A 24,186-nucleotide genomic window follows, 5' to 3' on the forward strand; every position below is an offset into this window, starting at 1 on the left:
CATGTCGGCCGCCGTCGGCACGCCGTTTCGAGGATGACTTGATTCCGCTTCCCGTCGGTCGGCGTTCTGGTGGAGACCAATGACGTCTCGCCTCCCCACGATCCGGCCGGTCGCGGCCCACCGTTCTCCTTCCGCAGCAGCACACAGGCCTGCGGGCATGCCCCTCCCCCGCCAGACGAGGGCACCGCATCACCCCGGCCACCCATCTTGTCGCACTAATAGCCACATACGTTTTTCCGTCAAGTTCCTCGGAGAGCACACAAAAGCTCCACACAGACCTCACCATGTGAGGCGACGAACGCGTCGACGACCGGCGTCCCGAAGGGGCGTCGGCGTGCTCATGGGGGTGGGGCAGGCTCCGGCAGGAGCCCACTCTCCCCTGCCCTGGGGAGGGGTTCTACCGCATGAAGCGGACCATTCGCACCACCGCGCTCTTAGTGGGCACCCTGATGACAGCGGTCATGCTGCCGACGGTCACTGCCCAGGCCGCCGCTCCCACGCCGCGCGTCGATCTGCGCGTGCTGGTCGTGAGCGACGGTGGGCCGTCCACCGACGCCATCGCCGCCGAGCTGGAGAACGCCGGAACGCCTTACACGGAGGTCGACCTGCGGGACGCCGACCGGTCCGTGATCGACGCGGCCTTTCTCGCCGACACGTTCGACGGCCGACCGCGTGCGAAGTACCAGGCCGTCGTCCTGCCCAACGACAACCCCTTCCCGACGGGCTCCAGCGAGATGGCGGCCCTCATCGCCTACGAACAGACGTACGCCATCCCGCAGGTCGACGCATACACCTACGCGCGTCCGCAGGTGGGGCTCAACGCGGCGGTGGGCACCGGCTACGCCGGCAGCGTCGACGGCGTGCGGGCCGAGGTGACCGAGGCCGGCAAGGCCGGAGTCTTCGGCTATCTGGAGGGCGCCGTCCCCTTCGAGGACAACTCCCCCACCGTGGGCGAGTCCTACGCCTACCTCTCGACTCCGGCGGCCGGCGCCGACTTCGTCCCCTACGTCCAGGCCGCCATCCCGGGCCGGGCGACGAAGGGCTCCCTGGTGGGCGAGTACCGGCACGACGGTCGGCGTGAACTCGTCGTCACCTTCGTCTACAACCAGCACCAACAGCAGTTCCGTCTGCTGGCCCGGGGCATCGTGGAGTGGATGACCGGAGGGGTGCATCTCGGCGCGAACCGCAACTACTTCGCGGTCCACGTCGACGACGTCTTCGCCGCCGACGACCGCTGGGACACCGTGCTCAACTGCACCCCGGGCGACGTGGACTGCCAACCGGGGGAGGGCACCCTGAACCCGATCCGCATGGTCCCCGCCGACGTCGACCACGCCACCGCCTGGCAGAACAGCCGGGACTTCACCCTGGACTTCGCCTACAACGCGTCGGGCACCGTGGACCACCGCCAGGACAACGGCGGTCAGGACCCACTCGCCGACAGACTGCTGGCGGAGCGCGACCGGTTCCGCTGGATCAACCACACCTACACCCACGCCTTTCTGGGCTGCGTGCAGGACACGGCCGTGGTGCCGTGGAAGTGCGCGACGAACCCGGACGGCTCCACCCGCTGGGTCGGACGGAACGAGATCGCCGACGAGATCGCGGCCAACGAGGCGTGGGGTGTAGCAGCCGGACTCCCCCTCCACAAAGTGGAGTTGGTCACCGGCGAGCACTCCGGTCTGAAGGTGACCCCGCAACAGCCGGTCGACAACCCCAATCTGGGGCCCGCCCTCACGGACACGGGTATCGCCTGGCTGGGCTCGGACAACTCCCGTGACCCCGTGCAGCGCCGGGTCGGCACCGCCACAACGGTCTCCCGCTACCCGATGAACGTCTTCTACAACGCCGGGCGCACGGCCGAGCAGGTCGACGAGTACAACTGGATCTACACCAGCCGCGCCCAGGGCGGCAGCGGGATCTGCGAGGACAACCCGGCCACCTCCACCTGCCTGGCCGCGCCGCTGGACGTCGCCACCGGCTACACCGAGCACATCGTGCCGCTGGAGACCCGGATCGCGCTGGGACACGTCCTCGCCAACGACCCCCGGCCGCACTTCATCCACCAGTCGAACCTCGCAGAGGACCGCATCGCCTATCCGGTTCTCGACGGTGTCCTCGGCGACTACGAGGCCCTGTTCACCGACGACGCCCCCGTGATGAACCTCCGTATGAAGGAGATCGGCGTCGAGATGCGGCAGCGGACGGCCTGGCGGGCCGCCCTCGACGCCGGCACGGTCACCGCCTACCGGATCGGCGACAGAGTGACCGTGCTGACGCCCGGCGATGTGGCGTTCGCGGCCACCCTGCCCGCCGGCGCACAGCACGACGGCACGGACTTCGGGACCCCCTACGCCGGCGCGGTCTCCGGCTGGGGCAGGAGCGGCGGGTCGCCGTACACCCTGGACCTCCCCCCGTCCGCCGACACGCCGACCACAGCGGTCGCACCGGGCCGCACGCCCGCCCCGGCTCCCACCGCACCACGCACCGAGGTGCCCGCCGGCGCCCGTCAGCAGATCCCCTACAGCGCGGAGCGCTGACAAGCGCACGCCCGGCCGCCCCGGCCGCCGGCACGGCGGCCGGGGCGGGCCCGCGTCCCCGGGCACATGACCCCCACTTCCCTGCCGTGGAGCACAGTTGAAGCACTTTCCCCACGGCGCGCGACGCCCCGGCGCGTCGCGCGTCACCCTGCTCACCGAAGGCACCTACCCGCACAGCCACGGCGGTGTGAGCGTCTGGTGCGACCAGCTCGTCACGGGCATGCCCGACATCGCCTTCGACGTGATCGCCGTCACCGGCACCGGGCGCGAGCCGGTCGTCTGGGACGTGCCCGCTCACGTCGGCCGCGTCGTCTCCGTCCCCATGTGGGGCCCCGCCCCGGACGGGCGCGCGCCCCGCGGATACCGTCTGGGGCAGCTCTCCGAGGCCTACGAGCAGCTCCTGGCCGCCCTGCTCGACCCACGTGCCGAGGACGGCTTCGGCCCGGCCCTGTACGCGCTCGCGCGGGCCGCCCAGGCCGGCCGGCTCAGCCCGTTCCTGCGCGGGGACCAGGCCATCGGCATCCTGGCGGCACTCTGGAACCGGCCCGGGCTCCCGGTGCACGAGGCCCGGCCGACCCTCCAGGACGCGGTGACCGCCACCGTGCTGCTGGAGCACGCGCTGCGACCGCTGGCCGCGCCGTTCCCGCGGACGGGTGTGGCGCACGCCGTCAGCGGCGGCGTGGCGGCGCTGCCCGGCCTCGCCGCGCTGGAGGGGCACGGGGTGCCGCTGCTGCTCACCGAGCACGGTGTCTACCTGCGCGAGCGCTACCTGGGATACCGCACCGCCCCTTACCGGTGGCCGGTGAAGGCGCTCCTGCTGGGCTTCTTCCGGCTGCTGGCGGAGGAGACCTACCGGCGGGCCGCCCTGATCACTCCGGGCAACCGTTACAACCGGCTCTGGGAGGAGCGCGGCGGCGCGGCCCCGGAGTCGATCCGGACGGTCTACAACGGCGTGGACCCCGCCGCGTTCCCTCCCGCCGGGCCCGAGCCGGCCGGCCCCGTGCTCAGCTGGGCCGGCCGGGTGGACCCCATCAAGGACCTGGAGACCCTGATCCGCGCCTTCGCCCTCGTACGTGCCCGGGTGCCCGCCGCGCGGCTGCGCCTGTTCGGCGGAACGCCGCGGGGCGGGGAGGGCTATCGAAACCGGTGCGAGGCGCTGGCCGCGGAGCTGGGCCACGCCGAAGCGGTCACCTTCGAGGGCCGGGTCGAGGACATCAAGGACGCCTATGCCGCGGGCACCGTGGTGATGCTCTCCAGCATCAGCGAGGGCTTCCCGTTCACCCTGATCGAGGCCATGTCCTGCGGGCGGGCGACCGTCTCCACGGACGTGGGCGGTGTCCGGGAGGCCGTCGGCGACGCCGGCCTCGTCGTGCCGCCCCGCGACCCGGCCGCGATGGCCGCCGCGGCGCTGGAGCTGCTGGCCGACGCGGGGAGGCGCCGGAGGATGGGCGAGGCGGCCCGACTCAGGGTCATCGAACAGTTCACCCTGCGGCAGACCATCGACACCTTCCGCTCGATCTACGCGGAGCTTTCGGAGCCCGGCAGCCGGATCTCGACCGCAGAACGCGCGCCGACGGCGGGCGGATCACCGGTGAGGAGGGCGGCCGGATGAGCGGCCCCCTGCCCCTGGGACCGGGCGGCGCGGAGCAGGACGCCCTGGCCCTGCGCCTCGCCGACGACCGTACCCTCGCCCTGCGCGTGGCCGACCAGCACACGCTGACGCTGGTGCTGCCCGGCCACGCGGCGCGACGCGACGCGGTGGACCGGCTCGCGGCCGCGCTGGCCGACCGCATAGCGCCCGCGGTTCACCCGTACGAGGTGGCCGCGCTGCTGGAGTCCGAGGGGCTGACAGGCGAAGCGATCCGGGAGAAGTACGGGCACGCCGACCTGTTCTCGCTGGCGTCGGCGTTGTACCAGTGCGTGCCGCGGGCGTACCCCGAGCCGCCGCGGGGCCCCGACCCCTGGCGGCCGGACCATCTGCGGTGCGCCCTGCGCGGGCTGCTGTTCGCGCTGCCCGGCCTCGCCTACGCGCTCGCCGGGCGGCTGCTGCCGTCCGACGGCACGGTGCGGGCGCTGGTGGTGGCCGGGCTGGTCTCCTGGGCGTGGAACCAGGCGCTGGGCCACCGGGCGTACCTGCGCCTGGCCGTCGGGCGGCGGGAGGCGGGCCGCACTCTGGCCAGGGGGGCGCCGCTGGGCGCTGTCGCGGCGGCGCTCTCCGGCGCCGCGCTGGCCGGTCCGGGCGCGACGGCGGCGGCGGTCGCGGTCCAGTCCGCGTATCTCGCCGCGGCCGGAGTGCTCCTCGTCCTGGGCCGGGAGCGGTTGCTCCTGGCGGCCCTGGCGCCGGTCACCGTCGGCGGGGCGGCGCTGCTGTGGTGGGAGCCAGGGACCGTGCTGCGGGCCGGGCTGCCGCTGCTGTCGCTGCTGGGAGCGGTCGCTGCGGCCGGCTGGGCGGTGCGGGCCGCCCGCAGGGCCCCGGCCGCGCCCGGCGCCACGCGTGCGCCGCTGTGGCCGTCCCTGCCGTACGGGCTGTTCGGCCTGGCCGCCGGGTCGCTGGTGTTCCTGGCGGGCCGGCACCATCCCTGGGCGGTGATCGTCCTGACCCTGAGCATGGGACCGGCCGAGTGGCTGCTGTACCGCTACCGCGGGCTGTCGACAGCGGCGTTGCGGTCCACGAGAACACCGGCCGGGTTCCGGGCCCGTTCCGCCGCCGTCCTCACCGGATGCCTGATGGCGTACCTCGGCCCGCTCGTGCCGGCGGCGTTGCTCGTGGACGCAGAGCCGGTCGCCCTGCTGCTGCTCGCCGCTGTGCTGTGGGTCTCTCTGCTGCTCCAGGCATTCGGCATCGCGTGGCCGCCGGCGGCCCTGTGCCTCACCGCGGCGATGCTCACCGCCGCGGTGACGCTGACCGGAGCCCCGCCGGGCGCCGTGGTGCTGCCGCTGTCCTGCGGCGCCGCCGTGCTCGCTCTGGGCGCGGTGGCCGTGCGGCGGCTGGGCCGGCCGGCCGCCCACGGCTGACGGCGCGCTCGCTCCACCGCACCGCTCCTCCCGTCCTCCCGGGCCGCCCGCGGCCCACCGTCGTCCATCTCCCACTTCCTGCCGGAAGGACACCGCCTTGACCGCCGCACCGCTCGCCGCCGTCACCGGAGCCGAGGGCTTCATCGGCTCCCACCTCACCGAGGCGCTCGTCGCCTCCGGGTTCCGGGTGAGGGCCATGGCGCAGTACAACTCCTTCTCGTCGTACGGCTGGTTGGAGACCCTGCCCCCCGATGTCCTGGACCGGGTCGAGATCGTCCTGGGCGACGTCCGCGACCCGGGCTCGGTCCGCCATCTCGTCGAAGGAGCCGAGTGCGTCTACCACTTGGCCGCGCTCATCGCGATCCCGTACTCCTATCGTGCACCGCACAGTTACGTGGACACCAACGTGACCGGCACCCTGAACGTGCTGGAGGCGGTGCGGGCCGCGGGCACGCCGCGGCTGGTCCACACCTCCACCAGCGAGACGTACGGCACCGCGCAGACCGTGCCGATCACCGAGGACCACCCGATCAACACCCAGTCGCCGTATGCGGCTTCGAAGGCGGGCGGGGACCGGCTCGCCGACAGCTACCACGCGAGTTTCGCCACGCCGGTGGTGACGTTGCGGCCGTTCAACACGTTCGGACCGCGACAGTCCATGCGGGCGGTGATCCCGACGGTCATCGGCCAGGTAGCGGCCGGGGAGCGGACCATAACCCTCGGCGATCTGCGGCCCACCCGTGACTTCACCTTCGTCAAGGACACCGCGCAGGCGTTCCTGGCGGTCGGTTCCGCGCCCGCCGGACACGTCGTGGGCCGCACCTTCAACGCCGGTACCGGTGGCGAGATCTCCGTCGGCGACCTGGTCGCCCTCATCGGCAAGGTGATGGACACCGAGCTCGACGTACGGGAGGACCCGCAGCGGCTGCGGCCCGCGAACTCGGAGGTGATGCGCCTGGTCGCGGACGCCGGCCGACTGCGCGCGGCGACCGGCTGGAGCCCGGCGCACGATCTGGAGCAAGGACTCGCGCGCACGGTGGAGTTCTTCCGCGAACCGGCCAATCTGGCCCGCTACAAGACCGGCATCTACAACATCTGACCGCGTCCCGCACGTCGAGCAAGGGGATAACCATGCACGTAGTGATCCTGGCCGGTGGCAAGGGCGTCCGTCTGCGGCCCTACACCACAGCGCTGCCCAAGCCCCTGGTCCCCATCGGCGACCAGCACGCCATCCTGGAGATCGTCCTGCGTCAGCTCGCGTCTGCCGGCTTCAGCAGCTGCACCATCGCCATAGGCCATCTCGGGGAGATCATCCGCGCCTATGTCGGCGACGGCTCCCAATGGGGCCTGGAGGTCGACTACTGCACCGAGAGCTCCCCGCTGGGGACCATGGGGCCGTTGGTGACGATGCGTGAGCGACTGCCGGAGCACTTCCTGGCGATGAACGGGGACATCCTCACCGACCTCGACTACGCCGACGTGCTGCACCGCCACCGGGCCTCCCGGGCGCCCCTGACGATCGCCACGTACGCGCGCGAGGTGCGCATCGACTTCGGGGTGCTGACCACCGAGGCGAGCCGGGTCGTCGCCTTCACCGAGAAACCGACCATCGACTACCGCGTCTCCATGGGGGTCTACGGGTTGTCCCGGGCGACACTGGACGGGTACACCGCCGGGCTGCCGCTGGGCTTCGACGAGCTGGTGCTGGACCTGCTGGGGTCCGGAAGCCCACCGCACGCCTACGATTTCGACGGCTACTGGCTGGACATCGGCCGCCCCGACGACTACGACCGGGCCAACGCGGAGTTCACCAGCCGCAAGTCCCTGCTGCTCAAAGGAGTCTGAGCACCGCATGCGCATTCTCCTCCTGGGTTCCACCGGCTTTCTGGGCGCCCACGTCGCCGAGCGGTTCGACGCCCTGCGGGGCGCGCGGCTCCTCACCGGCGGCCGGTCCCCCGCCGCCGACGTCCCCGTCGACCTCGCCGCCGACTCCGCCCGGCAGCTCGCGAAGACCCTGGCGTCGGTGGCCCCCGACGCCGTGGTCAACTGCGCCGGTGCGACCGGCGGCGACCCGGTGGCGCTGGCGGAGGCCAACGTCCGGGGGCCCGCCGTCCTGTGCGCGGCGATCGGTCTCGCCTGCCCGTCGGCCCGGCTGGTCCATCTCGGTTCGGCCGCCGAGTACGGGCCGGCGACCGGCCGGGTCCCGACGGCGGAGTCGGCGGCCACCCGCCCGCTCACCGCCTACGGGGCCACGAAACTGGCGGGCACGGTCACCGTCTCCGCCTCCGCTCTGGACGCGCTCGTACTGCGGGTCGGCAACCCGGTGGGGGCGGGTGCGCCGGCTGCCGGCCTGCCCGGCCGGGTCGCCCGGCTGTTGCGGGAGGCGGGGCCGGGCCCGGACGCGGTGCTCCCTCTCGGGGACCTGTCGGCGTACCGCGACTTCGTCGACGCACGCGACGTGGCCCGTGCGGTGGAGCGGGCGGTGACCGCGGCCGCCCCCCTGCCGCGCGTGCTCAACATCGGCGGCGGTGACGCGGTGCCGGTGCGCCGTCTGGTGCGTACGCTCGCGGACATCGCCGGTTTCGCGGGGCGCGTCGAGGAGCGGGGGGCCGGCTCCGCCCGTTCGGAACAGGTGTCCTGGCAGTGCTCCGACATCTCCGCCGCCCGGGAGGCCCTGGGCTGGCGCCCCTCGCACACGCTGGAGGGATCGCTGGCGGCGCTGTGGGCGGCCGGCGACCGCCCCGCGTACCCGCGCGGGGGAGGCGAGCCGGCGTCGTGAGTCTGCTGATCCCCCTGTACGTGCACCCGGCCGAGGACCCGGACGCCTGGCGCCGTCTCGTCGCGGCGGCCGACCGCACCTGCGCGGTCGTGCTCAACCCGGCGGACGGGCCGGGCAGCTCGCCGGACCCCGCTTTCACGGCCGCGGCGGCCGCGGTGCGTGGAGCGGGCGCGCGGCTGCTCGGCTACGTGGACACCGACTACGGGGCCCGGCCCGCCGCGGAGGTTCTCGCGGACGCGGCCAGGCACCGGGAGTGGTACGCGACCGACGGTTGTTTTCTGGACCAGGTGAGCGCGGACGCGGGCGCGCTGCCCGCCTACCGGACCCTGGTGCGGGCGCTGCGCCGACGGGGCGCGTCTCCCGTCGTGCTCAACCCGGGTGTGCACCCGGCCGCCGGCTACGCGCGGCTCGCCGATCTCCTCGTCACGTTCGAGGGTTCCTGGGCCACCTACGTGTCCGCGTTCAGTAGACCCGGCTGGACGACGCGTCACTCCTCCGACCGTTTCTGCCATCTCGTGTACGGGGTACCGGAGGCGCTGGTCCCGCTGGCCGTGCGCACCGCCCACGAGCGGGGGGCGGCGGTGTCGGGCCCTGTGACCGGGGAGCCGCCCAACCCGTGGGCCCGGCTGACGCCGGTGCTGGGCGGAGCGGATCGGTGAGGCGGGGGGCCGGGGCGCTGCTGACGGTGCTGGCGGCCCTGGCGACGACCGCGCTCGGCGGCTGTTCCGTCGCGGGGGGCAGCCGTGGCGAGGCGCCGGCCGAGCGGTGGCAGCCCCGTCCGGGGCTGGCCTGGCAGTGGCAGCTCGACGGGAAGGTCGACCCGGCGGCGGCCGACGTACCGGTGTACGACATCGACGGTTTCGAGAACGACGCCGCCGACGTCGCCCGGCTCCACCGTGCGGGCCGCAAAGTCATCTGCTACGTCAACGTGGGCGCCTGGGAGGACTACCGGCCCGACAAGGACGCCTTTCCCCGGTCGGTGCTGGGTCGGGCGAACGGCTGGCACGGCGAGCGCTGGCTCGACATCCGGCGGATCTCCGTGCTGCGGCCGATTATGGAACGGCGGTTCGACATGTGCCGGGAGAAGGGGTTCGACGCCGTGGAGCCGGACCTGATGGAGGGGTACGGCGACGACACCGGTTTCCCGCTCACCGCGCGGGACCAGCTGAGGTACAACCGCATGATCGCCCACATCGCCCACGAGCGCGGACTGGCCGTGGGATTGAAGAACGACCTGCCCCAGGTCCCGGACCTCGTCGACGCCTTCGACTTCGCGGTCAACGAGCAGTGCGCGCAGTACGGCGAGTGCGCGCGGCTCACACCGTTCATCGAGGCCGGCAAGGCGGTGTTCCACGTCGAGTACACCGAGCCGACCCACCGCTTCTGCCCCGAGTCACGCAGGCTGGGGCTTTCCTCCATGCAGAAGAAGTGGGAACTGGGGGTCTGGCGCAGGGCTTGCTGAGCAGTCGGCCCCGGGCGCGCAGGAGCCGATGGAGCCGTACCGGTTCGGTCGGCGGGGCTGGCTGCCGAGGGGCCTGCCTCCATCGCCACCAGGCGGCAAGTCACCTTTTTCCGGAGCGGACGGAACCCGGCCGGGGAGAAATCGCCTCTCCCCCGGTGAGCGTTCCCGCCCTGGAGGTTTTTCCGTTGAGTTCCGCACGCCCGCACATCCGTCGTACCCCCGCGGCCGGCCGCAGCGCCCGGCTCGTTCTGACCGGCCCGGCGGCGCTGCTCTGCGCCGCGCTCACCGCCTGCTCGGGCGCGTCGGCCGACGTGGCCGTCACGCCGGGTGGGGAGACGAAGGCGCCCGACACCGGCATCTCGGTGAACCTGCGGGGTGAGGCGGCGGCACCGGGCGAGCCGGTGAAGGTCACGCTGGCGCACGGGAAGCTCGCGTCGGTGTCCGTGACAGCCGACGAGGGGGACGCGCTGGCCGGGAGGATATCCGCCGACGGCCGGACCTGGACGTCCGCGCGGGTCGCCGCTCCGGGCACCGCGTACACCGTGGAGGCGACCGACGCGGACGGTGGAAGCGACCGGGCCGCGTTCACCACCGCAGAGGCGGAGAAGGTCAACAAGCTGACGCTCGCGCCGGGCAAGGACACCACCGTCGGCATCGCCCAGCCGCTGTCCGTCGTCTTCGACCACCCGGTGAAGAACAAGGCTGCTGTCGAGAAGGCGCTGCGGGTCTCCACGTCCAACGACACCGAGGGCTCCTGGGGCTGGCTGCGGGACTACTCGGGCCGGGACCGCGTCGACTGGCGGCCCGAGGAGTACTGGAAGCCGGGCACGAAGGTCACCCTGGACGCGGAGCTGAACGGGATCGACACGGGCGCGGACGGCGGCTGGTTCGTCCGCGACTACCTGACGACGTTCACCGTCGGCGCGGCGCAGGTGGTCGAGGTCGACCTGGACCGGCACCGCCTCGCCCTGCGGCGGGACGGGCGGCAGGTCCTGGACGTGCCGATGTCGGCGGGGACGCCGGGCGGCGAGAAGGCCTCGTGGCGGGGGACGGCGGTGCTCATGTCGAAGGAGGGCACGATCAACATGCGCTCCGAGACGGTGGGCCTGGGAGACGCCTACGACAAGATGGTCGACTACTCGATGCAGCTCACCTGGTCGGGGATGTACGCGCACGCCGCTCCGTGGAACGTCGGCCACTTCGGCCGGGCGAACCGGAGTTCGGGCTGTGTCGGCATGAGCGACGCGGACGCCGCCGCCCTGTACGGGCAGGTGCGGGTGGGCGACCCGTTCGAGATCACCGGCGCGGACGCCAAGGGCACGGTCGCCGAGGGCAACGGATACGGCGCGTGGAACGTCTCGTGGGCCGACTGGCAGGCCAAGAGCGCCCTGAAGTGATCCGGCGGCCTCCGCGGCGCTGCTGACGCCACGTCCGACAATCGTTACCCTCACGCAACACACCAGGGAGTTACCAGCGGTAAAGACGCGGGGTTACCGTCGGGTCACTTTGCACTGACACGCGTGAGGAGTGACCCGTGGCACCCCCCAGACCCGCCCTGCGCACCACCGCTTCTACCGCCATCGCCGCCGCCCTGCTCGCCGGCGCCGCCTTCGGTGCGACCCCGGCGGCCGCCGTCCCGGTGACCGCCCCGTCGGCCACGACCACGCAGGGGCTGACGTTCCACGACATCCCCGGGCACGGGGGCATCACACTCAAGGGCAACGTCGTCGTCCCGGCCGGGGCGGCGGCCGGGGCGAAGTATCCGCTGATCGTGTTCCCCACGAGCTGGGCGATGCCGCAGATCGAGTACCTGGCCCAGGCGCAGAAGCTCGCCGACTCCGGCTACGTCGTGGTGAGTTACACCTCCCGGGGCTTCTGGCTCTCGGGCGGGAGCATAGAGGTGGCCGGTCCGCCGGACATCGCGGACGCGTCCGCCGTCATCGACTGGGCCCTGGAGCACACCTCCGCCGACGCCGACCGCATCGGCATGGGCGGCGTCTCCTACGGTGCGGGGATCAGCCTGCTGGCGGCCGGACATGATCCCCGGATCAAGGCGGTCGCCGCGCTCAGCGGCTGGGGCGACCTGATCGACTCGATCTACAGCGGGCGCACCCAGCACCTCCAGGCCGCCGCCCTGCTCGGCGGCGCGGGCCTGGTCACCGGCCGCCCCGGCGACGAACTGACGTCCATACTGCGGGACTTCCTCGGCTCCCGCCTCGACAAGGAGCCGGAGATGATCGCCTGGGGGAAGAAGCGCTCCCCCGCGACCCATCTGGACCGGATCAACGCCAACGGCGCGGCCGTCATGCTGGGCAACGCCTGGGGGGACACGATCTTCCCGCCCAACCAGTACGCCTCGTTCTACGAGAAGCTCACCGGCCCCAAGCGGCTGGAGTTCCGTCCGGGCGACCACGCCACCGCAGAGGCCACCGGACTGCTGGGGCTGCCCAACGACACCTGGACGAGCACCCGCCGCTGGTTCGACCGCTATCTCAAGGACGAGCGCAACGGCATCGACACCGAGCAGCCCGTCCAGCTCTCCTCGCGTACGGGCCGGGGCTACGAGGGCTACCCGGACTGGAAGTCGGTGGGCGCCGTCAAGGAGCGGATACCGCTGGACGGCACCAAGAAGGTCTGGGCGAACGTCGATTCGGGCGCCAACGGCGGCGTCTCGATCCTGTCCAACGCGCTGGACCAGTTCCTGCGACTGCCCCCGGCCGTCTCCGTGCCGCTGCTGCCGCGCACCTTCGCGGGCGTCTGGCAGTCGCAGAGGTACGCCAGCGCGCAGCACATCCGCGGCACGGCCGAGCTGCACACCACGGTGACCAGCACGAAGTCGAGCGGCACCCTCGTCGCCTATCTCTACGACGTGGGCCCCCTCGGCGTCGGCAAGCTGGTGAGCAACGCTCCGTACACGTTCCACGGACAGACGCCGGGCCGGCCGTTCCCCGTCGACCTGGAGCTGTACTCCACGGCCTACGACGTCCCGGCCGGTCACCGGCTCGCCCTGGTGATCGACACCGTCGACCCGCTCTACATCGAGCACAACCCGACCGGCGCGCAGCTGACCTTCTCCTCGCCCGGCACGGACCCGAGTCATCTCTCGGTCCCGCTGCGCGAGGAGTGATCACCGACTGCTGCCGGGCGGGCACGGCCCGGCTACTGCCCTCCCGGCAGCAGCGTCCCCGGTTCGGCCGGGGCCACCCCCACCGCCTTCGTCCTCGGACTGCGCCGCTGACGTCGGGCTGCCCAGGTGGCGAACCACGAGAGCAGCATGCACATCCCGATGTAGATCGGAGAGATCACCATCACGACGGGGATGAAGGGAAGATCGTAGTCGAGATTCGACGCGATCAGTTTCCCGGCGTGGAGGAATTCCTCATAGGTGATCAGATAGCCCAGTGAGGTGTCCTTGAGCGCGACCACCAGCTGGCTGATGATGGTCGGCAGCATCGCGCGCACGGCCTGGGGCGCCAGAACGAAGGTGGTGACCTGCGTCTTGCGCATGCCCAGCGCGTACGCCGCCTCACGCTGGCCCCGGTCCACGGAGTCGATCCCCGTGCGGAACACCTCCGCGAGGACGGAGCCGTTGTAGAGCGTGAGCCCGGCGACCAGGGCCGGTAGCGGCCGTACCTGGAGCGCGACGAAGATGAAGAAGATCATCACCAGTACCGGCATCGCCCGGAAGAACTCGACGAGCAAGGTGGAGACCCAGCGCAGCGGACGGTGCGCGGAGAGCCGGCCGACGGCCAGCAGCGCCCCCAGCGCAAGCGAGAGGACTGCCGCGTACGCGAACGCCTTGAGCGTGTTGCCGAGCCCGCGGAGCAGGAGCTCCTGGATGCCCTCGTAGGCGAAGGGCCGCCACTTCTCGGTGGTGAACTGGTCGGTGGCGAAGAGCAGGTGGACGATCAAGCCGAACAGCGCGGCGATCACGGCCGTCGAGGCGATCGCGTAGACGCGGTGCCGTTTGCGGGCCGCCGGCCCGGGGACGTCGTACAGCGCGGTGGCCGAGGGCTGTGCCTGTTTGCGGGGGCGGACGGGGGTTCGGGTCATCGTGCGACTCCCCAGCGCTTCTCCAGCACGTTGAAGAGCGCGCTGATGGTCAGGGTGATGAGGAGGTAGCCGACGGCGATCCAGACGAAGGACCAGATGATGCTGTATCCCAGCTCGTTGAGCGTCTTGTAGGTGCCGAGCAGCTCGGTGACGCTGAAGGCCCCGGCGATGGCGGAGTTCTTCGCCAGGGCGATCAGGGTCGAGCCGACCGGCGGGATCACCGAGCGGAAGGCCTGCGGCAGCACCACGGTGCTCAGGGTCTGGCCGAAGTTCATGCCGAGACTGCGGGCTGCCTCGCCCTGGCCCCGGGGGACGGTGTTGATGCCCGAGCGCAGCACCTCGCAGATGAACGCGGAGGTGTAGCAGCCCAGCGCGATGACCGCGAAGACCTGGAAGGGCAGCACGAGCCCGAAGCGGGGCAGCCCGAGCAGGACCGCGAAGAACAGCAGCGTGAGCGGGGTGTTGCGGAGCACGGTCACCCAGACCGCGCCCAGCACTCGGAATGAGCTGATGGGCGCGACCCGGAAGGAGGCCATCAGGAAACCGAGGAAGAGTGCCAGCGCGGAGGCGTAGACGGTCAGTTCGACGGTGCCGAGGAAGCCCTTGCCGTAGAGGGAGAAGTTGTCTGTCAGTACGTCCATGGAGTGGGCCGTCCCCTCAGTTCGCCGGGTAGCGGTCGATGGGCGGCGGGGTCGGCGCGGGCGCTCCGGAGAGGCCCAGCGTCGCTTCGAACGCCTTCTTCCAGTTGCCGTTCTTCTCGTTGGCCTCCAGCGCGTCGTTGAGCGCCGTCCGCAGCGCGTCGTCGTCGCGCGGCACGCCGATGCCGTACGGCTCCTCGGAGAATGCCTTGCCGACGACCTTCATCTCCTCCGGGGCCTTGGCCGCGAACCCCAGCAGGATCGCGTCGTCGGTGGTGACCGCGTCGACCTGGTAGGTCAGCAGGTTGTCGACGCAGATCGAGTACGTGTCATAGGCGACGAGCAGCGCCTTGGGGAAGTCGGCGTCGATGCGCTGGTAGGGCGTGGAACCGGCCGCGGAGCAGACGGTTCTGCCGTCCAGGTCCTGCGGGCCGTCGATCCCGTCCTCGTCGGTGCGCACCAGCAGCCCCTGACCGGCCAGGTAGTAGGGCCCGGCGAAACCGACGAGTTTCTTGCGCATGTCGTTGATGGTGTAGGTGCCGACGTAGTAGTCGATCTGCCCGTTCTGCAGGGCGGTCTCGCGGTTCGCGGAGGCGATCGTGCGGAAGCGGATCGTCTTCGGGTCGAATCCGATCGAGGCCGCCAGCATCCGGGCGATCTCGATGTCGAACCCGGAGTAGACGCCGGTGGCCGGGTCCTTCTCCCCCAGATACGGCTGGTCCTCCTTGGCGCCGACCACCAGGTGGCCGCGCTGCCTCGCTCTGGACCAGGTGCCGGACTCAGGCAGTCGGAAGCCGGCGTCGACCTCGTACACCGGCAGGGCCTCGGCCTGCGGCCCCTTCACCGGCGGACTGCCCTCCTTGCCGCAACCCGCGGCGAGCGCGGCGAGCAGGAGGCCGGCCACGAGGGCGGCGGCCCCGCCCGTACGCGTGTTCCTGGTGCGCGACATGACATCCCCCTCAGTGCTTGAGGATCTTGGACAGGAAGTCCTTGGCGCGGTCGCTCGACGGGGACGTGAAGAAGTCCTCCGGGGTGCGGTCCTCGACGATGCAGCCGTCGGACATGAACACCACGCGGTTGGCCGCGGAGCGGGCGAAGCCCATTTCGTGGGTGACGACGATCATCGTCATCCCGTCCCGGGCGAGTTGCTGCATGACCTCCAGCACCTCGTTGATCATCTCCGGGTCGAGCGCCGAGGTCGGCTCGTCGAAGAGGAGCGCCTTGGGGTCCATGGCCAGGGCGCGGGCGATGGCCACGCGCTGCTGCTGCCCGCCGGAGAGCTGGGCGGGGAACTTGTCGGCGTGGGCGGCCAGGCCGACCCGCTCCAGCAGTTCCCGGGAGCGGCGGTCGGCCTCCTCCTTCTTGCGCTTGCGGACCTTGAGCTGCGCCAGCGAGACGTTGTCCACCACGGTCCTGTGGGCGAACAGGTTGAACGACTGGAAGACCATGCCGACTTCGGCGCGGAGCTGGGCGAGCCCCTTGCCCTCCTCCGGGAGGGGGCGGCCGTCGATCGTGATGCTGCCCGACTCGATCGTCTCCAGCCGGTTGACCACCCGGCAGAGGGTGGACTTCCCGGAGCCGGAGGGTCCGATGACCACCACCACCTCCCCGCGGCCGACGGTGAGATCGACGTCCTGAAGTACGTGCAGCTCTCCGAAGTGTTTGTTGACGCCCCTCAGTTCGATCAACGGATCGACGGCCATACGCTGCCCTGCCCACTTGTCGCTGTGTCGAGGTCAGCGCAAACTATCCGCCCCGATAAGGGACTTCGCACCCGACACGCGCAGATGCCGCCATAAGGCTTCTTATCCGGATCAGATGACGAGCGCAGTCGCCCGGTCAGCTCTCCGCGGACTCGGCGTAGACCTGCGACAGCTCGGGGCTGCCCGTCACCGCCCAGTCGAGGCCGGCCGCGACGACGTCGATCTCCCGCCCGGAGGACAGCCGCACCACGGGCTGTCCGTTCGGCCGGAACTCCCACGCGGCGCCCGCGACGGTCCGGACGGTCACGGTGCCGAGGTAGAGACCGGCGTCGTTGCCCAGCCAGGGCAGCTCCTCCGGGTCCTCGCGCCAGCGGGGCGGCAGCTGGTCGAGCGCGGCCAAAGACGCCGGTGTGTCGTCGAGTTCGAGCCCTTGCTGTCCTGCCCGGACCCTCAGCAGCTCGCACTCGGCGAGCATCTCGGCCACGCCGTCGGGGTCTGCCTCGACGGCGGCCGCGAGCGCGCCCCCCTGCGTACCGCCCTGACGTTTACGCCAGTTGTCCAAGAAGGGGAGATTCATACCGCCAGGGTCCCACCACCGCCGACTGCGCACCACGAGGCGCGCGGCGTTCTCCGATCCGGCGCCCGCCCCGTCGGCGGCCGGGAGCGGGTGCTTAGGGTACGGGCATGAATGCGCAGACCTACGTGTCAGAACTGTTCTCGCTGGAGGGCCGGGTGGCCGTGGTGACGGGCGGCAGCTCCGGCATCGGCCGGGGGATCGCCACCGCCCTCGCCCACGCGGGAGCGGCGGTCACCGTGGTGGCCCGCCGGGAGGCGGAGCTGAGGGCGACCGTCGAGGGGCTGACCGCCGACGGCTGCCGGGCGGCCTGGGTGAGCGCGGACCTGGCCACTGCCGAGGGCGCGCGGGCGGGCGCCGAGGCAGCCGCCGACGCCTTCGGGGAGCCGGACATCCTGGTGAACTGCGCGGGGGTCAACCTCCGCCCGCCGATGAACGACCTCGGAGAGGACGTCTGGGACACCACGATGGCGGTGAACCTGAAGGCGCCGTTCCTGCTGGGGCAGCGCTTCGGTCCGGGCATGGCCGAGCGGGGCTACGGGCGGATCATCCACGTCACCTCGCAACAGGCCCACCGGGCCTTCGTGAACAGCGGCGCGTACGGGGCCTCCAAGGGCGGACTGGAGTCCCTGGCCCGCTCGCAGGCGGAGGCGTGGTCGGCGCACGGGGTCACCGTGAACACCCTGGTGCCCGGATTCGTGCTGACGCCGCTGAACGAGCGGCTGGCCTCCGATCCCCGGAAGGTGGCCTCGCTCGCAGCGCGGACCCTGGTCGGCCGCAACGGGCTGGCGGAGGACTTCGCGGGGGCGGCGGTGTTCCTGGCGGGGCGTTCCTCCGCGTACGTCACCGGGCAGTCGGTCTTCGTGGACGGCGGGTTCTCGGTGCACTGACCTCGCGGCGGGCACGGGAGGGCCCCGGAGCCCGCCGTCCGGGGACGGGCGGACGCGCGGTCAGGGCTGCTGCCGCCCCAGGGCGTCCGCCGCTTCGGCCACCGCGGTCTCGACAGCGGCCGAGACCGCCTCCTTGCCCAGGCCGAGGCCGGTCAGCACCCCCGAGCCGTCCTCCAACTCCAGCAGGGCGAGCAGAAGGTGCTCGGTGCCGACGAAGTCGTGCCCGAGCCGGAGCGCCTCGCGGAAGGTCAGCTCCAGGACCTTGCGGGAGTCCGCGTCGTAGGGGATCAGCTCCGGCGCCTCCTCCACGGGGGGAGGCAGCACGGCGGCCACCGCCGCACGGACGGTGTCCGGCGCCACACCCTGCCCGGCGACGACCCGGGCGGCGATGCCCTCGGGCTCGGTGAGGAGGCCGAGCACCAGGTGGGCCGGGAGGATCTCGCCGTGCCGGGAGGCCCGGGCCTCGTTGTGGGCCGCCATGACGACGTTGCGGGCCCGCTGCGTGAAGCGGCCGAACCCCTGGCTGGGGTCCAGGTCGGAGGTCTCGTCGGTCTTCTTGGGCACGAAGCGCTTCTGGGCCGCCTGGCGGGTGACCCCCATGCTCCGGCCGATGTCCGTCCAGGAGGCGCCGGAACGCCGCGCCTGGTCCACGAAGTGGCCGATCAGGTGGTCGGCGACGTCACCGAGGTGGTCGGCGGCGACGACGGCGCCGGTGAGCTGGTCCAGAGCGTCGGTGTGGACGTTCTTGATGGCCTGGATCAGGTCGTCGAGGCGGAGGGAGGGGACGGCGGGAGTGGGCTGCGTCATGCGTCAACCCTAAGTTGACACCTCCTGAGTGTCAACCTCGGGTTGTCACCCGGTCGCGGTTTCGGCCGCCTCCCCCGGGCCGCCTCCTTCAGCGCCGCCTCCCTCAGGGCCGCCCCCCGGTGGTCCGCCCCATCCGGGGCCCGGACTCAGAGGTCGAGGTCCACGACCACCGGGGCGTGGTCGGACGCTCCCTTCCCCTTGCGCTCCTCGCGGTCGACATAGCTGTCCTTGACGGCGGCGGTGAAAGGGGCGTTGCCGTAGGTCAGGTCGATCCGCATGCCCTTGTTCTTCGGGAACCTCAGCTCGCGGTAGTCCCAGAAGGTGTACGCGCGGTCGTACTTGAGAGGGCGGGGCAGCACCTCGCTCAGGCCCTCCTGCTCCAGGGCCGCGAGGGCGGCGCGCTCGGCCGGCGTGACGTGCGTGGCTCCCGCGAAGAGGGCCGGGTCCCAGACGTCGTCGTCGGTCGGGGCCACGTTGAAGTCGCCGAGGACCGCGAACGGCAGCGTCCCCGCGGCGTCCACCGTCACGGCCTTGCGCAGAGCCTCCAGCCAGCGCAGCTTGTACGCGTAATGGGGGTGCTCGACCTCCCGGCCGTTGGGCACGTAGACCGACCAGAGGCGCACGGGGCCGCAGGTGGCCGAGATCGCGCGAGGCTCGGGCAGCCCGTCGTACTCCGGGCCGCCGGGCAGCCCGGCCACGATGTCGGTGAGCCCGACCCGGGAGACCAGCGCGACTCCGTTCCACCGGCCCGTGGCGTTGACGGCGGACTCGTACCCCAGCTCCCGCAGCTGCTCGAAGGGGAACTGCTCGGCCGCGCACTTGGTCTCCTGGATGCACAGCACGTCGGTGCCGCTGCTCTCCAGCCAGGCCAGCAGCCTCGGCAACCGGGCGGTGATCGAATTGACGTTCCAGGTGGCGATGCGCATGGCAGCAAACCTAGCGGCTCCCACTGACAGTCGCCGTACCGCTCACAGTTCCGTGACGCCGCCCGGGGCCAGCCGGCCGTGCTCCGCGCCGGCCAGGGCGCCGATCTGCTGGTCGTAGATCGGCCGCGCGAGATCGGTCAGGAGGGCGTCGTGGACGTCGATGGCACGCCGCGGCCCCACCTCGCGCACGTAGTCGATGACCTCGGAGATCTTGCTCCACGGGGCCATCACCGGCAGCAGCAGCGTCTCCACGGGGCGCTCGGGGACGGTCAGCGCGTCGCCGGGATGGAAGACGGAGCCGTCGACCAGGAAGCCCACGTTGGTGATCCTCGGGATGTCCGGGTGGATGACCGCGTGCAGCTCGCCGTGGACCGTGACGTCGAACCCGCCGGCGGTGAACGCGTCACCGTGGCCGACCGTGTGCACCCGCCCCGGGAAGGCGGCGGAGAGCTGCTCGGCGACGCTCCGCAGGGTCCACACCTCGGCCGCCGGATTGGTCTCCAGCCCCGCCCGCAGGCGTGCCTCGTCGAAGTGGTCGGGATGCTCGTGCGTGACCAGGAGGACGTCCGCGCCGAGCGCCGCGTCGTCCTCGGAGAAGCCGCCGGGGTCGATGACCAGGACACGCCCCTCCTTCTCGATCCGGATGCAGGAGTGCGTCTTCTTGGTGAGCGTCAGAGGCGTCGCGTTCATCCCTCCATCCTGCTACGCGGGCGGAGTGGTTTCCTCCTGGATCACCTTCTGCGCGACGGCGAAGGCCGCGTCGGCGGCCGGGACGCCGCAGTGGACGGCGGTCTGGAGGAGGACCTCCCGGATCTCGGCGGGCGTCAGTCCGTTGCGCAGGGCGGCGCGGGTGTGGGCGGCCAGGCTCTCCAGCCGGCCCGAGGCGACGAGCGCGGTGAGGGCGACACAGCTGCGGGTACGGCGGTCCAGCCCGTCCCGGCTCCAGACATCACCCCAGACGTACCGGGTGACCAGCTCCTGGAAGTCCTCGGTGAACGCGTCCGAAGCGGCGCCGGCCGCGTCGACATGGGCGTCCCCCAGCACCTCGCGGCGCACCCTCGCCCCCCGCTCGTACCGCTCGTCCGGCGCCGGCGCGGCGGCCTCGGGCGCGGCCGGGGAGGCGGCCTCTGTCACGGGGGCGAAGGGCGCGGGCGCGGCGGGGCCGGGGACGAGGCTCGGCGCGGGGAATGCGGAGAGGGTGTCCTGCCAGGCGGTGGAGAAGTGCGTCAGGAGCAGGTCGCAGACGGCGGCCGGCTGCTCGACCGGTGCGAGGTGGGAGGCCCCGGGGACGAGGGCGAGGCGGGCGTCGGGTATTCCGGCGACCAGGGTGCGGGCCTCGGCGGCCCCGGTCACCCGGTCCTCCGCCCCGACCAGGACCAGAGTGGGGACGCCGATCCGGCTCAGATCGGCCCGGATGTCGAATGCCGCGAGCGCCTCACAGGCCGCGATGTAGCACCCGGGGTCGGTGGTGCGGACCATCTGCACGGCCCACTCGACGATGGCGGGCTGCGCGGCGGCGAAACCGGCGGTGAACCACCGCTCCGGCGCGGTGCGGGCCATCGGCTCCAGCCCGTTGGCCCGCACCATCACCCCGCGCTGACGGAACTCGTCGGGTGTGCCGAACCGGGGCGAGGAGGCGACGAGCGCCAGCGAGGCGACCCGGTGCGGGTGGCGCAGGGCCAGGTCGGCGCCGACCGCGCCGCCGATCGCGCAGCCCGCGTAGCCGAAGCGCCGGACGCCGAGCCCGTCCAGCGTCGCGAGCAGCCGGTCGGACAGCTCGGCGACGGAGTCGACGGCCTGGGCGGGGGCCCCGCCGTGACCGGGCAGGTCGTAGCGGAAGACCCGCCAGTGCTGAGCCAGCTCGGGCACCTGCCGGTCCCACATGTGCCAGGTAGCACCGAGGGAGGTCCCCATGACGAGGACCGGGGCGTCTTCTGGCCCGTCGAAGCGGTATTTCAGGGATTCAACATTCTTCTCACTCACCCGCTCACGCTCCCACATCTCACAGGCGCTTCGTAGGCGGGTCCGGGCACTCGCCAGTTCTCCCCACTTAGCCTCCGTCGGCCGTAGACCCTCCACATCCGGCTTCACGTACCAGCGCTTGGTCGTGCGGACTTCGGTGTGACCTGCCCAGCGGACAAGAAGGTGGTCCGGCACCCCCTTGTTCGCCGGGTACGTGAGCAACTCGCGCGGGCGTCGTACAGCCGGACCCGGCGCAGCGAGTACTCGGCCATGGCCTTGTACGCCCTCTCACGCAGCTGCCGCCCGTTGAGTGCCCTGCCGACCCCGTCCACGAGCACGTATCCGTTGTCCTCGTACCTCTCCCCCACCGCGAGCTTCTCCGCGATCTGCGTGGCCTTGAAATCGGCGAGGGCGTCGCCCACCAGGTCGGGAAGGGGAAGCTGACGCTCCCCTGCAAAGGACTTGGTGTCCTTTCCAACCACCACCTTGTTGCCCATCAGGGTCCGGATCCGGCTGACGGTCAGGGTGGCCTGGCCGAGGTCGACGTCGCTCCAGGGCATGCCACAGGTCTCCGCCGGCCGCAGACCCATCAGGGACAGGAGAAGGACGGCACACAGACGGTCGTCCATGACCGCGCCCACGAAGGCGCGCACCTCCTGGAGGTTCCAGGGCGGAATCACCGTCTTCATCCGCCGCTCCGCCTTCCGATAGTTGCGAGGGACCTTCACCTCTCGGGCGACGTTCACCTCAACGAGGCGCCGAGCCACCGCCCGGTCGAGCGCCTCCTTCAACCGCGCCAGTGACATCTCGACCGAGGCCACCCCCAGCCCCGTACCCGCCTTGCCACCTCGCGCCGAGCCCTCGCGCAGCGCCCACTTCATCCCCGCCTCGATATCGTCCTCGGCAAGATCCTGTAGCCGGATGTGCCCGAGCATTCCCCCGAAGACGCGCCAGAGTCATGGTGTAGCTGTAGACGGTGCTCTCCTCGAAGTCCTCCGCCTTCCTGGCCAGGGGACTGTAAAACGTTCGGTGTAACTCCCGATCATGGAAGATGCATCGATGACCAGCAACAACGTGACCGAGGCCGAGGTCGGCGAACCGTCTGAGACCGCGCCGGTGAAGTCTGTGGACGACCGGCTGATCGACGAGTGGTCGACCGGGACCAGGCCGAGGGCCTTCAGCTCACCGGCGAGGGCGGGCTGCTCCAGCAGCTGACGAAGCGGCTCCTCGAGTCCGCTTTCGAGGGCGAGATCACCGACCACCTCGGCTATGACAAGCACGATCCGGCAGGGAAGAACAGCGGTAACGCACGCAACGGCACCCGCGCCAAGACCGTACTGACCGATGTCGGCCCGGTGGAGATAACCGTGCCCCGCGACCGCGAGGGCTCCTTCGAGCCGAAAATCGTCAAGAAGCGCCAGAAGCGTCTGTCCGGCGTCGACGAGATGGTCATCTCACTCGCAGCGAAGGGCCTGACCACCGGCGAGGCCCAGGCCCACCTGGCCGAGGTCTATGGCGCCGACGTGTCGCGCCAGACGATCTCCACGATCACCGACAAGGTCCTCGAAGGCATGGCCGAATGGCAGAACCGGCCCCTGGACGCGGGGCGGATTCCATCAATGGTTGCGAATTACCTGGTCAATGGGCTTGCGAGGCATTCTCGCATGGCCTCGACTGGGGTCTTGTCTCCGAGCACGATGCGAGGTCGGCGGTTGAGCTGATGGGCGACGGCGCGAAGGTCTTGTGCGGTGTGGACGGAGAGGTCGGTGCCCTTGGGAAAGTACTGCCGCAGCAGGCCATTCATGTTCTCGTTGGTGCCGCGCTGCCAAGGCGAGTGAGGGTCGCAGAAGTAGATCCGGAAGCCGGTGAGGGCCTCGATGTCCTCGTGGAGTGTGAGTTCGCGCCCCTGGTCCCAGGTGAGGGTCCGCTTCATCTGGGGTGGGATGTGCGCGGTCTGTGTGATCAGCGCGTTGCGGACTTGCGGGGCCTTCCAACCGGCGGGCAAGTGGATCAGATGGACGTAGCGAGTGGTGCGTTCGACCAGGGTGCCGATCGCGGAGCCCTGTCCGCGGCCGATGATCAGGTCGCCTTCCCAATGCCCGTGAGTTCTGCGGTCGTTGACCTCGACGGGGCGCTGATGGATCAGCGTCATATTCTTGATCTTGTTCAGGGTCGGCACTCCGCGACGCTGCTTCCTACGTCGGGTTCGGCCGGTACGGAGCTTGGCGACGCGACGTCCGAGCTGGCTGGCGAACAGGGCCCGGTAGATCGTCTCTGGGCAGGCCCGCATTGATGTGTCGGGGGCGTGTTCGCGGGTCAGGTGGCGTGAGATGTGCTGAGGTGACCACTTCTCAGTGAGCTTCTCGCGCACGAACGTTCGCAGCGGTTCGCCGGCCCGGATCTTCTCTTCCTTGGGGCGCCTGCGACGCAGGAGTGCCTGGTTGTGGGCCCACCAAGGGTTGTAGCGGCCATCAGGCTTGCTGTTGCGCTTGATCTCCCGGTAGACGCTCTGAAAGCTCTTCCCGATCGACGATGCGATCCGCTTCACGCTCTGGTCAGCGCGCAGGCCGTCGGCGATCGCGATGCGGTCGTCTTGGGTGAGGAAGCGCGGCGATTTTGGGCCGCCGTCAGGAACGATCATGCTTCCAGCATCGATGAACCACAACGAGCCGCAGCTCGTGGACACCCCGACTTGGCGGGCGGCAGCCGCACCTCGGTATCCCTCGTGCAGCAGCTCGAAGTACCTCTTCTTCACAGCAGTCGGCACTCTGTTGGGGGCGTACCTCGGCATGCGAACACTCTCCTTCCGCAGCATTCGCAACCACCGATAGAACTCA

22 protein-coding genes and 1 pseudogene are annotated in these 24,186 nt (G+C 71.2%); 12 read left to right on the forward strand and 11 right to left on the reverse strand.

Annotation, left to right across the window (positions count from 1 at the left end; translation table 11 throughout):
* The first annotated feature begins 404 nt into the window (after positions 1–404).
* The 10 genes from V9U70_RS17015 to V9U70_RS17060 all read left to right on the forward strand — a co-directional run bounded on the left by V9U70_RS17015 (position 405) and on the right by V9U70_RS17060 (position 12,923).
* Positions 405–2,540, forward strand: coding sequence for a hypothetical protein (locus V9U70_RS17015; protein ID WP_336676165.1), 2,136 nt, complete (start codon positions 405–407; stop codon positions 2,538–2,540).
* 97 nt (positions 2,541–2,637) lie between these two features.
* Positions 2,638–4,152, forward strand: a complete 1,515-nt coding sequence (gene pelF / locus V9U70_RS17020; protein ID WP_336676167.1) for a GT4 family glycosyltransferase PelF — start codon at positions 2,638–2,640, stop codon at positions 4,150–4,152.
* Positions 4,149–5,555 (forward strand): hypothetical protein, encoded by a 1,407-nt coding sequence (locus V9U70_RS17025; RefSeq protein WP_336676169.1) that lies wholly within the window; start codon positions 4,149–4,151, stop codon positions 5,553–5,555. The genes pelF and V9U70_RS17025 overlap by 4 nt, the downstream gene beginning before the upstream one ends.
* A 97-nt stretch (positions 5,556–5,652) precedes the next feature.
* Positions 5,653–6,654: an SDR family NAD(P)-dependent oxidoreductase gene (locus tag V9U70_RS17030; RefSeq protein ID WP_336676171.1), complete on the forward strand. Its 1,002-nt coding sequence runs from the start codon at positions 5,653–5,655 to the stop codon at positions 6,652–6,654.
* A 32-nt stretch (positions 6,655–6,686) separates the two neighbouring features.
* A complete protein-coding gene (locus V9U70_RS17035) occupies positions 6,687–7,400 on the forward strand; it encodes a nucleotidyltransferase family protein (RefSeq protein WP_336676173.1) in 714 nt (237 codons plus the stop codon).
* Between the two features lie 7 nt (positions 7,401–7,407).
* The gene (locus tag V9U70_RS17040; protein WP_336676174.1) at positions 7,408–8,334 is read left to right on the forward strand and encodes an NAD-dependent epimerase/dehydratase family protein; all 927 of its coding nucleotides are present in this window, start codon (positions 7,408–7,410) and stop codon (positions 8,332–8,334) included.
* A complete protein-coding gene (locus tag V9U70_RS17045; protein WP_336676176.1) occupies positions 8,331–8,993 on the forward strand; it encodes a spherulation-specific family 4 protein in 663 nt (220 codons plus the stop codon). Before V9U70_RS17040 ends, V9U70_RS17045 begins: the two co-directional genes overlap by 4 nt.
* The gene (locus V9U70_RS17050; protein WP_336676178.1) at positions 8,990–9,796 is read left to right on the forward strand and encodes an endo alpha-1,4 polygalactosaminidase; all 807 of its coding nucleotides are present in this window, start codon (positions 8,990–8,992) and stop codon (positions 9,794–9,796) included. The genes V9U70_RS17045 and V9U70_RS17050 overlap by 4 nt, the downstream gene beginning before the upstream one ends.
* Positions 9,797–9,981: 185 nt before the next feature.
* On the forward strand, positions 9,982–11,193 hold the full coding sequence (locus V9U70_RS17055) for a L,D-transpeptidase (RefSeq protein ID WP_336676180.1): 1,212 nt from the start codon (positions 9,982–9,984) through the stop codon (positions 11,191–11,193).
* 137 nt (positions 11,194–11,330) lie between these two features.
* Complete coding sequence (locus tag V9U70_RS17060) at positions 11,331–12,923, forward strand: CocE/NonD family hydrolase (protein ID WP_336676182.1); 1,593 nt, start codon at positions 11,331–11,333, stop codon at positions 12,921–12,923.
* 32 nt (positions 12,924–12,955) lie between these two features.
* Here the strand turns inward: V9U70_RS17060 and V9U70_RS17065 are convergent, their stop codons facing one another.
* The 5 genes from V9U70_RS17065 to V9U70_RS17085 form a co-directional block, all read right to left on the reverse strand.
* Positions 12,956–13,849: an amino acid ABC transporter permease gene (locus V9U70_RS17065; protein ID WP_336676184.1), complete on the reverse strand. Its 894-nt coding sequence runs from the start codon at positions 13,847–13,849 to the stop codon at positions 12,956–12,958.
* Complete coding sequence (locus V9U70_RS17070; protein ID WP_336676186.1) at positions 13,846–14,490, reverse strand: amino acid ABC transporter permease; 645 nt, start codon at positions 14,488–14,490, stop codon at positions 13,846–13,848. Before V9U70_RS17070 ends, V9U70_RS17065 begins: the two co-directional genes overlap by 4 nt.
* 16 nt (positions 14,491–14,506) lie before the next feature.
* Positions 14,507–15,436 carry a glutamate ABC transporter substrate-binding protein gene (locus V9U70_RS17075; RefSeq protein WP_336676188.1) on the reverse strand — a complete coding sequence of 310 codons (930 nt, stop codon included), beginning with the start codon at positions 15,434–15,436 and terminating at the stop codon, positions 14,507–14,509.
* 10 nt (positions 15,437–15,446) lie between these two features.
* The gene (locus tag V9U70_RS17080; protein WP_336676190.1) at positions 15,447–16,190 is read right to left on the reverse strand and encodes an amino acid ABC transporter ATP-binding protein; all 744 of its coding nucleotides are present in this window, start codon (positions 16,188–16,190) and stop codon (positions 15,447–15,449) included.
* Between the two features lie 136 nt (positions 16,191–16,326).
* On the reverse strand, positions 16,327–16,767 hold the full coding sequence (locus V9U70_RS17085; RefSeq protein WP_336676192.1) for a DUF6278 family protein: 441 nt from the start codon (positions 16,765–16,767) through the stop codon (positions 16,327–16,329).
* Between the two features lie 107 nt (positions 16,768–16,874).
* Here V9U70_RS17085 and V9U70_RS17090 point away from each other — a divergent pair, with 107 nt between their 5' ends.
* The gene (locus V9U70_RS17090) at positions 16,875–17,654 is read left to right on the forward strand and encodes an SDR family NAD(P)-dependent oxidoreductase (protein ID WP_336676195.1); all 780 of its coding nucleotides are present in this window, start codon (positions 16,875–16,877) and stop codon (positions 17,652–17,654) included.
* Positions 17,655–17,714: 60 nt separating this feature from the next.
* Here V9U70_RS17090 and V9U70_RS17095 read toward each other — a convergent pair whose 3' ends face one another.
* From V9U70_RS17095 to V9U70_RS17115, 5 genes are all read right to left on the reverse strand, one after another.
* Positions 17,715–18,461 carry a Clp protease N-terminal domain-containing protein gene (locus tag V9U70_RS17095; RefSeq protein WP_336676196.1) on the reverse strand — a complete coding sequence of 249 codons (747 nt, stop codon included), beginning with the start codon at positions 18,459–18,461 and terminating at the stop codon, positions 17,715–17,717.
* 146 nt (positions 18,462–18,607) lie between these two features.
* The gene (locus V9U70_RS17100) at positions 18,608–19,387 is read right to left on the reverse strand and encodes an exodeoxyribonuclease III (RefSeq protein ID WP_336676198.1); all 780 of its coding nucleotides are present in this window, start codon (positions 19,385–19,387) and stop codon (positions 18,608–18,610) included.
* 42 nt (positions 19,388–19,429) lie between these two features.
* Positions 19,430–20,077, reverse strand: a complete 648-nt coding sequence (locus V9U70_RS17105) for an MBL fold metallo-hydrolase (protein WP_336676199.1) — start codon at positions 20,075–20,077, stop codon at positions 19,430–19,432.
* Between the two features lie 12 nt (positions 20,078–20,089).
* Positions 20,090–21,388 carry a bifunctional 3-oxoadipate enol-lactonase/4-carboxymuconolactone decarboxylase PcaDC gene (gene pcaDC, locus V9U70_RS17110; protein ID WP_419723990.1) on the reverse strand — a complete coding sequence of 433 codons (1,299 nt, stop codon included), beginning with the start codon at positions 21,386–21,388 and terminating at the stop codon, positions 20,090–20,092.
* Positions 21,389–21,474: 86 nt separating this feature from the next.
* Positions 21,475–22,284: a site-specific integrase gene (locus V9U70_RS17115; protein WP_336676203.1), complete on the reverse strand. Its 810-nt coding sequence runs from the start codon at positions 22,282–22,284 to the stop codon at positions 21,475–21,477.
* Between the two features lie 124 nt (positions 22,285–22,408).
* Here V9U70_RS17115 and V9U70_RS17120 point away from each other — a divergent pair.
* Positions 22,409–22,950, forward strand: a pseudogene (locus V9U70_RS17120) (transposase); the annotation flags it as partial.
* Between the two features lie 29 nt (positions 22,951–22,979).
* On the opposite strand, the gene V9U70_RS17125 reads toward V9U70_RS17120, so the two are convergent.
* Positions 22,980–24,140 (reverse strand): IS30 family transposase, encoded by a 1,161-nt coding sequence (locus V9U70_RS17125; protein ID WP_473828700.1) that lies wholly within the window; start codon positions 24,138–24,140, stop codon positions 22,980–22,982.
* Positions 24,141–24,186 lie beyond the last annotated feature (46 nt).

It is taken from the genome of Streptomyces pratensis (genome assembly GCF_037137275.1).
Taxonomy (GTDB): Bacteria; Actinomycetota; Actinomycetes; order Streptomycetales; family Streptomycetaceae; genus Streptomyces; species Streptomyces pratensis_B.

Bases quoted from the DNA above. Each gene is read 5' to 3' on its own strand.
- V9U70_RS17015 (WP_336676165.1), top strand. From the start codon at position 405: ATGAAGCGGACCATTCGCACCACCGCGCTCTTAGTGGGCACCCTGATG.
- V9U70_RS17025 (WP_336676169.1), top strand. From the start codon at position 4,149: ATGAGCGGCCCCCTGCCCCTGGGACCGGGCGGCGCGGAGCAGGACGCC.
- V9U70_RS17035 (WP_336676173.1), top strand. From the start codon at position 6,687: ATGCACGTAGTGATCCTGGCCGGTGGCAAGGGCGTCCGTCTGCGGCCC.
- V9U70_RS17040 (WP_336676174.1), top strand. From the start codon at position 7,408: ATGCGCATTCTCCTCCTGGGTTCCACCGGCTTTCTGGGCGCCCACGTC.
- V9U70_RS17065 (WP_336676184.1), bottom strand. From the start codon at position 13,849: ATGACCCGAACCCCCGTCCGCCCCCGCAAACAGGCACAGCCCTCGGCC.
- V9U70_RS17070 (WP_336676186.1), bottom strand. From the start codon at position 14,490: ATGGACGTACTGACAGACAACTTCTCCCTCTACGGCAAGGGCTTCCTC.
- V9U70_RS17075 (WP_336676188.1), bottom strand. From the start codon at position 15,436: ATGTCGCGCACCAGGAACACGCGTACGGGCGGGGCCGCCGCCCTCGTG.
- V9U70_RS17080 (WP_336676190.1), bottom strand. From the start codon at position 16,190: ATGGCCGTCGATCCGTTGATCGAACTGAGGGGCGTCAACAAACACTTC.
- V9U70_RS17085 (WP_336676192.1), bottom strand. From the start codon at position 16,767: ATGAATCTCCCCTTCTTGGACAACTGGCGTAAACGTCAGGGCGGTACG.
- V9U70_RS17090 (WP_336676195.1), top strand. From the start codon at position 16,875: ATGAATGCGCAGACCTACGTGTCAGAACTGTTCTCGCTGGAGGGCCGG.
- V9U70_RS17095 (WP_336676196.1), bottom strand. From the start codon at position 18,461: ATGACGCAGCCCACTCCCGCCGTCCCCTCCCTCCGCCTCGACGACCTG.
- V9U70_RS17100 (WP_336676198.1), bottom strand. From the start codon at position 19,387: ATGCGCATCGCCACCTGGAACGTCAATTCGATCACCGCCCGGTTGCCG.
- V9U70_RS17105 (WP_336676199.1), bottom strand. From the start codon at position 20,077: ATGAACGCGACGCCTCTGACGCTCACCAAGAAGACGCACTCCTGCATC.
- pcaDC (WP_419723990.1), bottom strand. From the start codon at position 21,388: ATGTGGGAGCGTGAGCGGGTGAGTGAGAAGAATGTTGAATCCCTGAAA.
- V9U70_RS17115 (WP_336676203.1), bottom strand. From the start codon at position 22,284: ATGCTCGGGCACATCCGGCTACAGGATCTTGCCGAGGACGATATCGAG.
- V9U70_RS17125 (WP_473828700.1), bottom strand. From the start codon at position 24,140: ATGCCGAGGTACGCCCCCAACAGAGTGCCGACTGCTGTGAAGAAGAGG.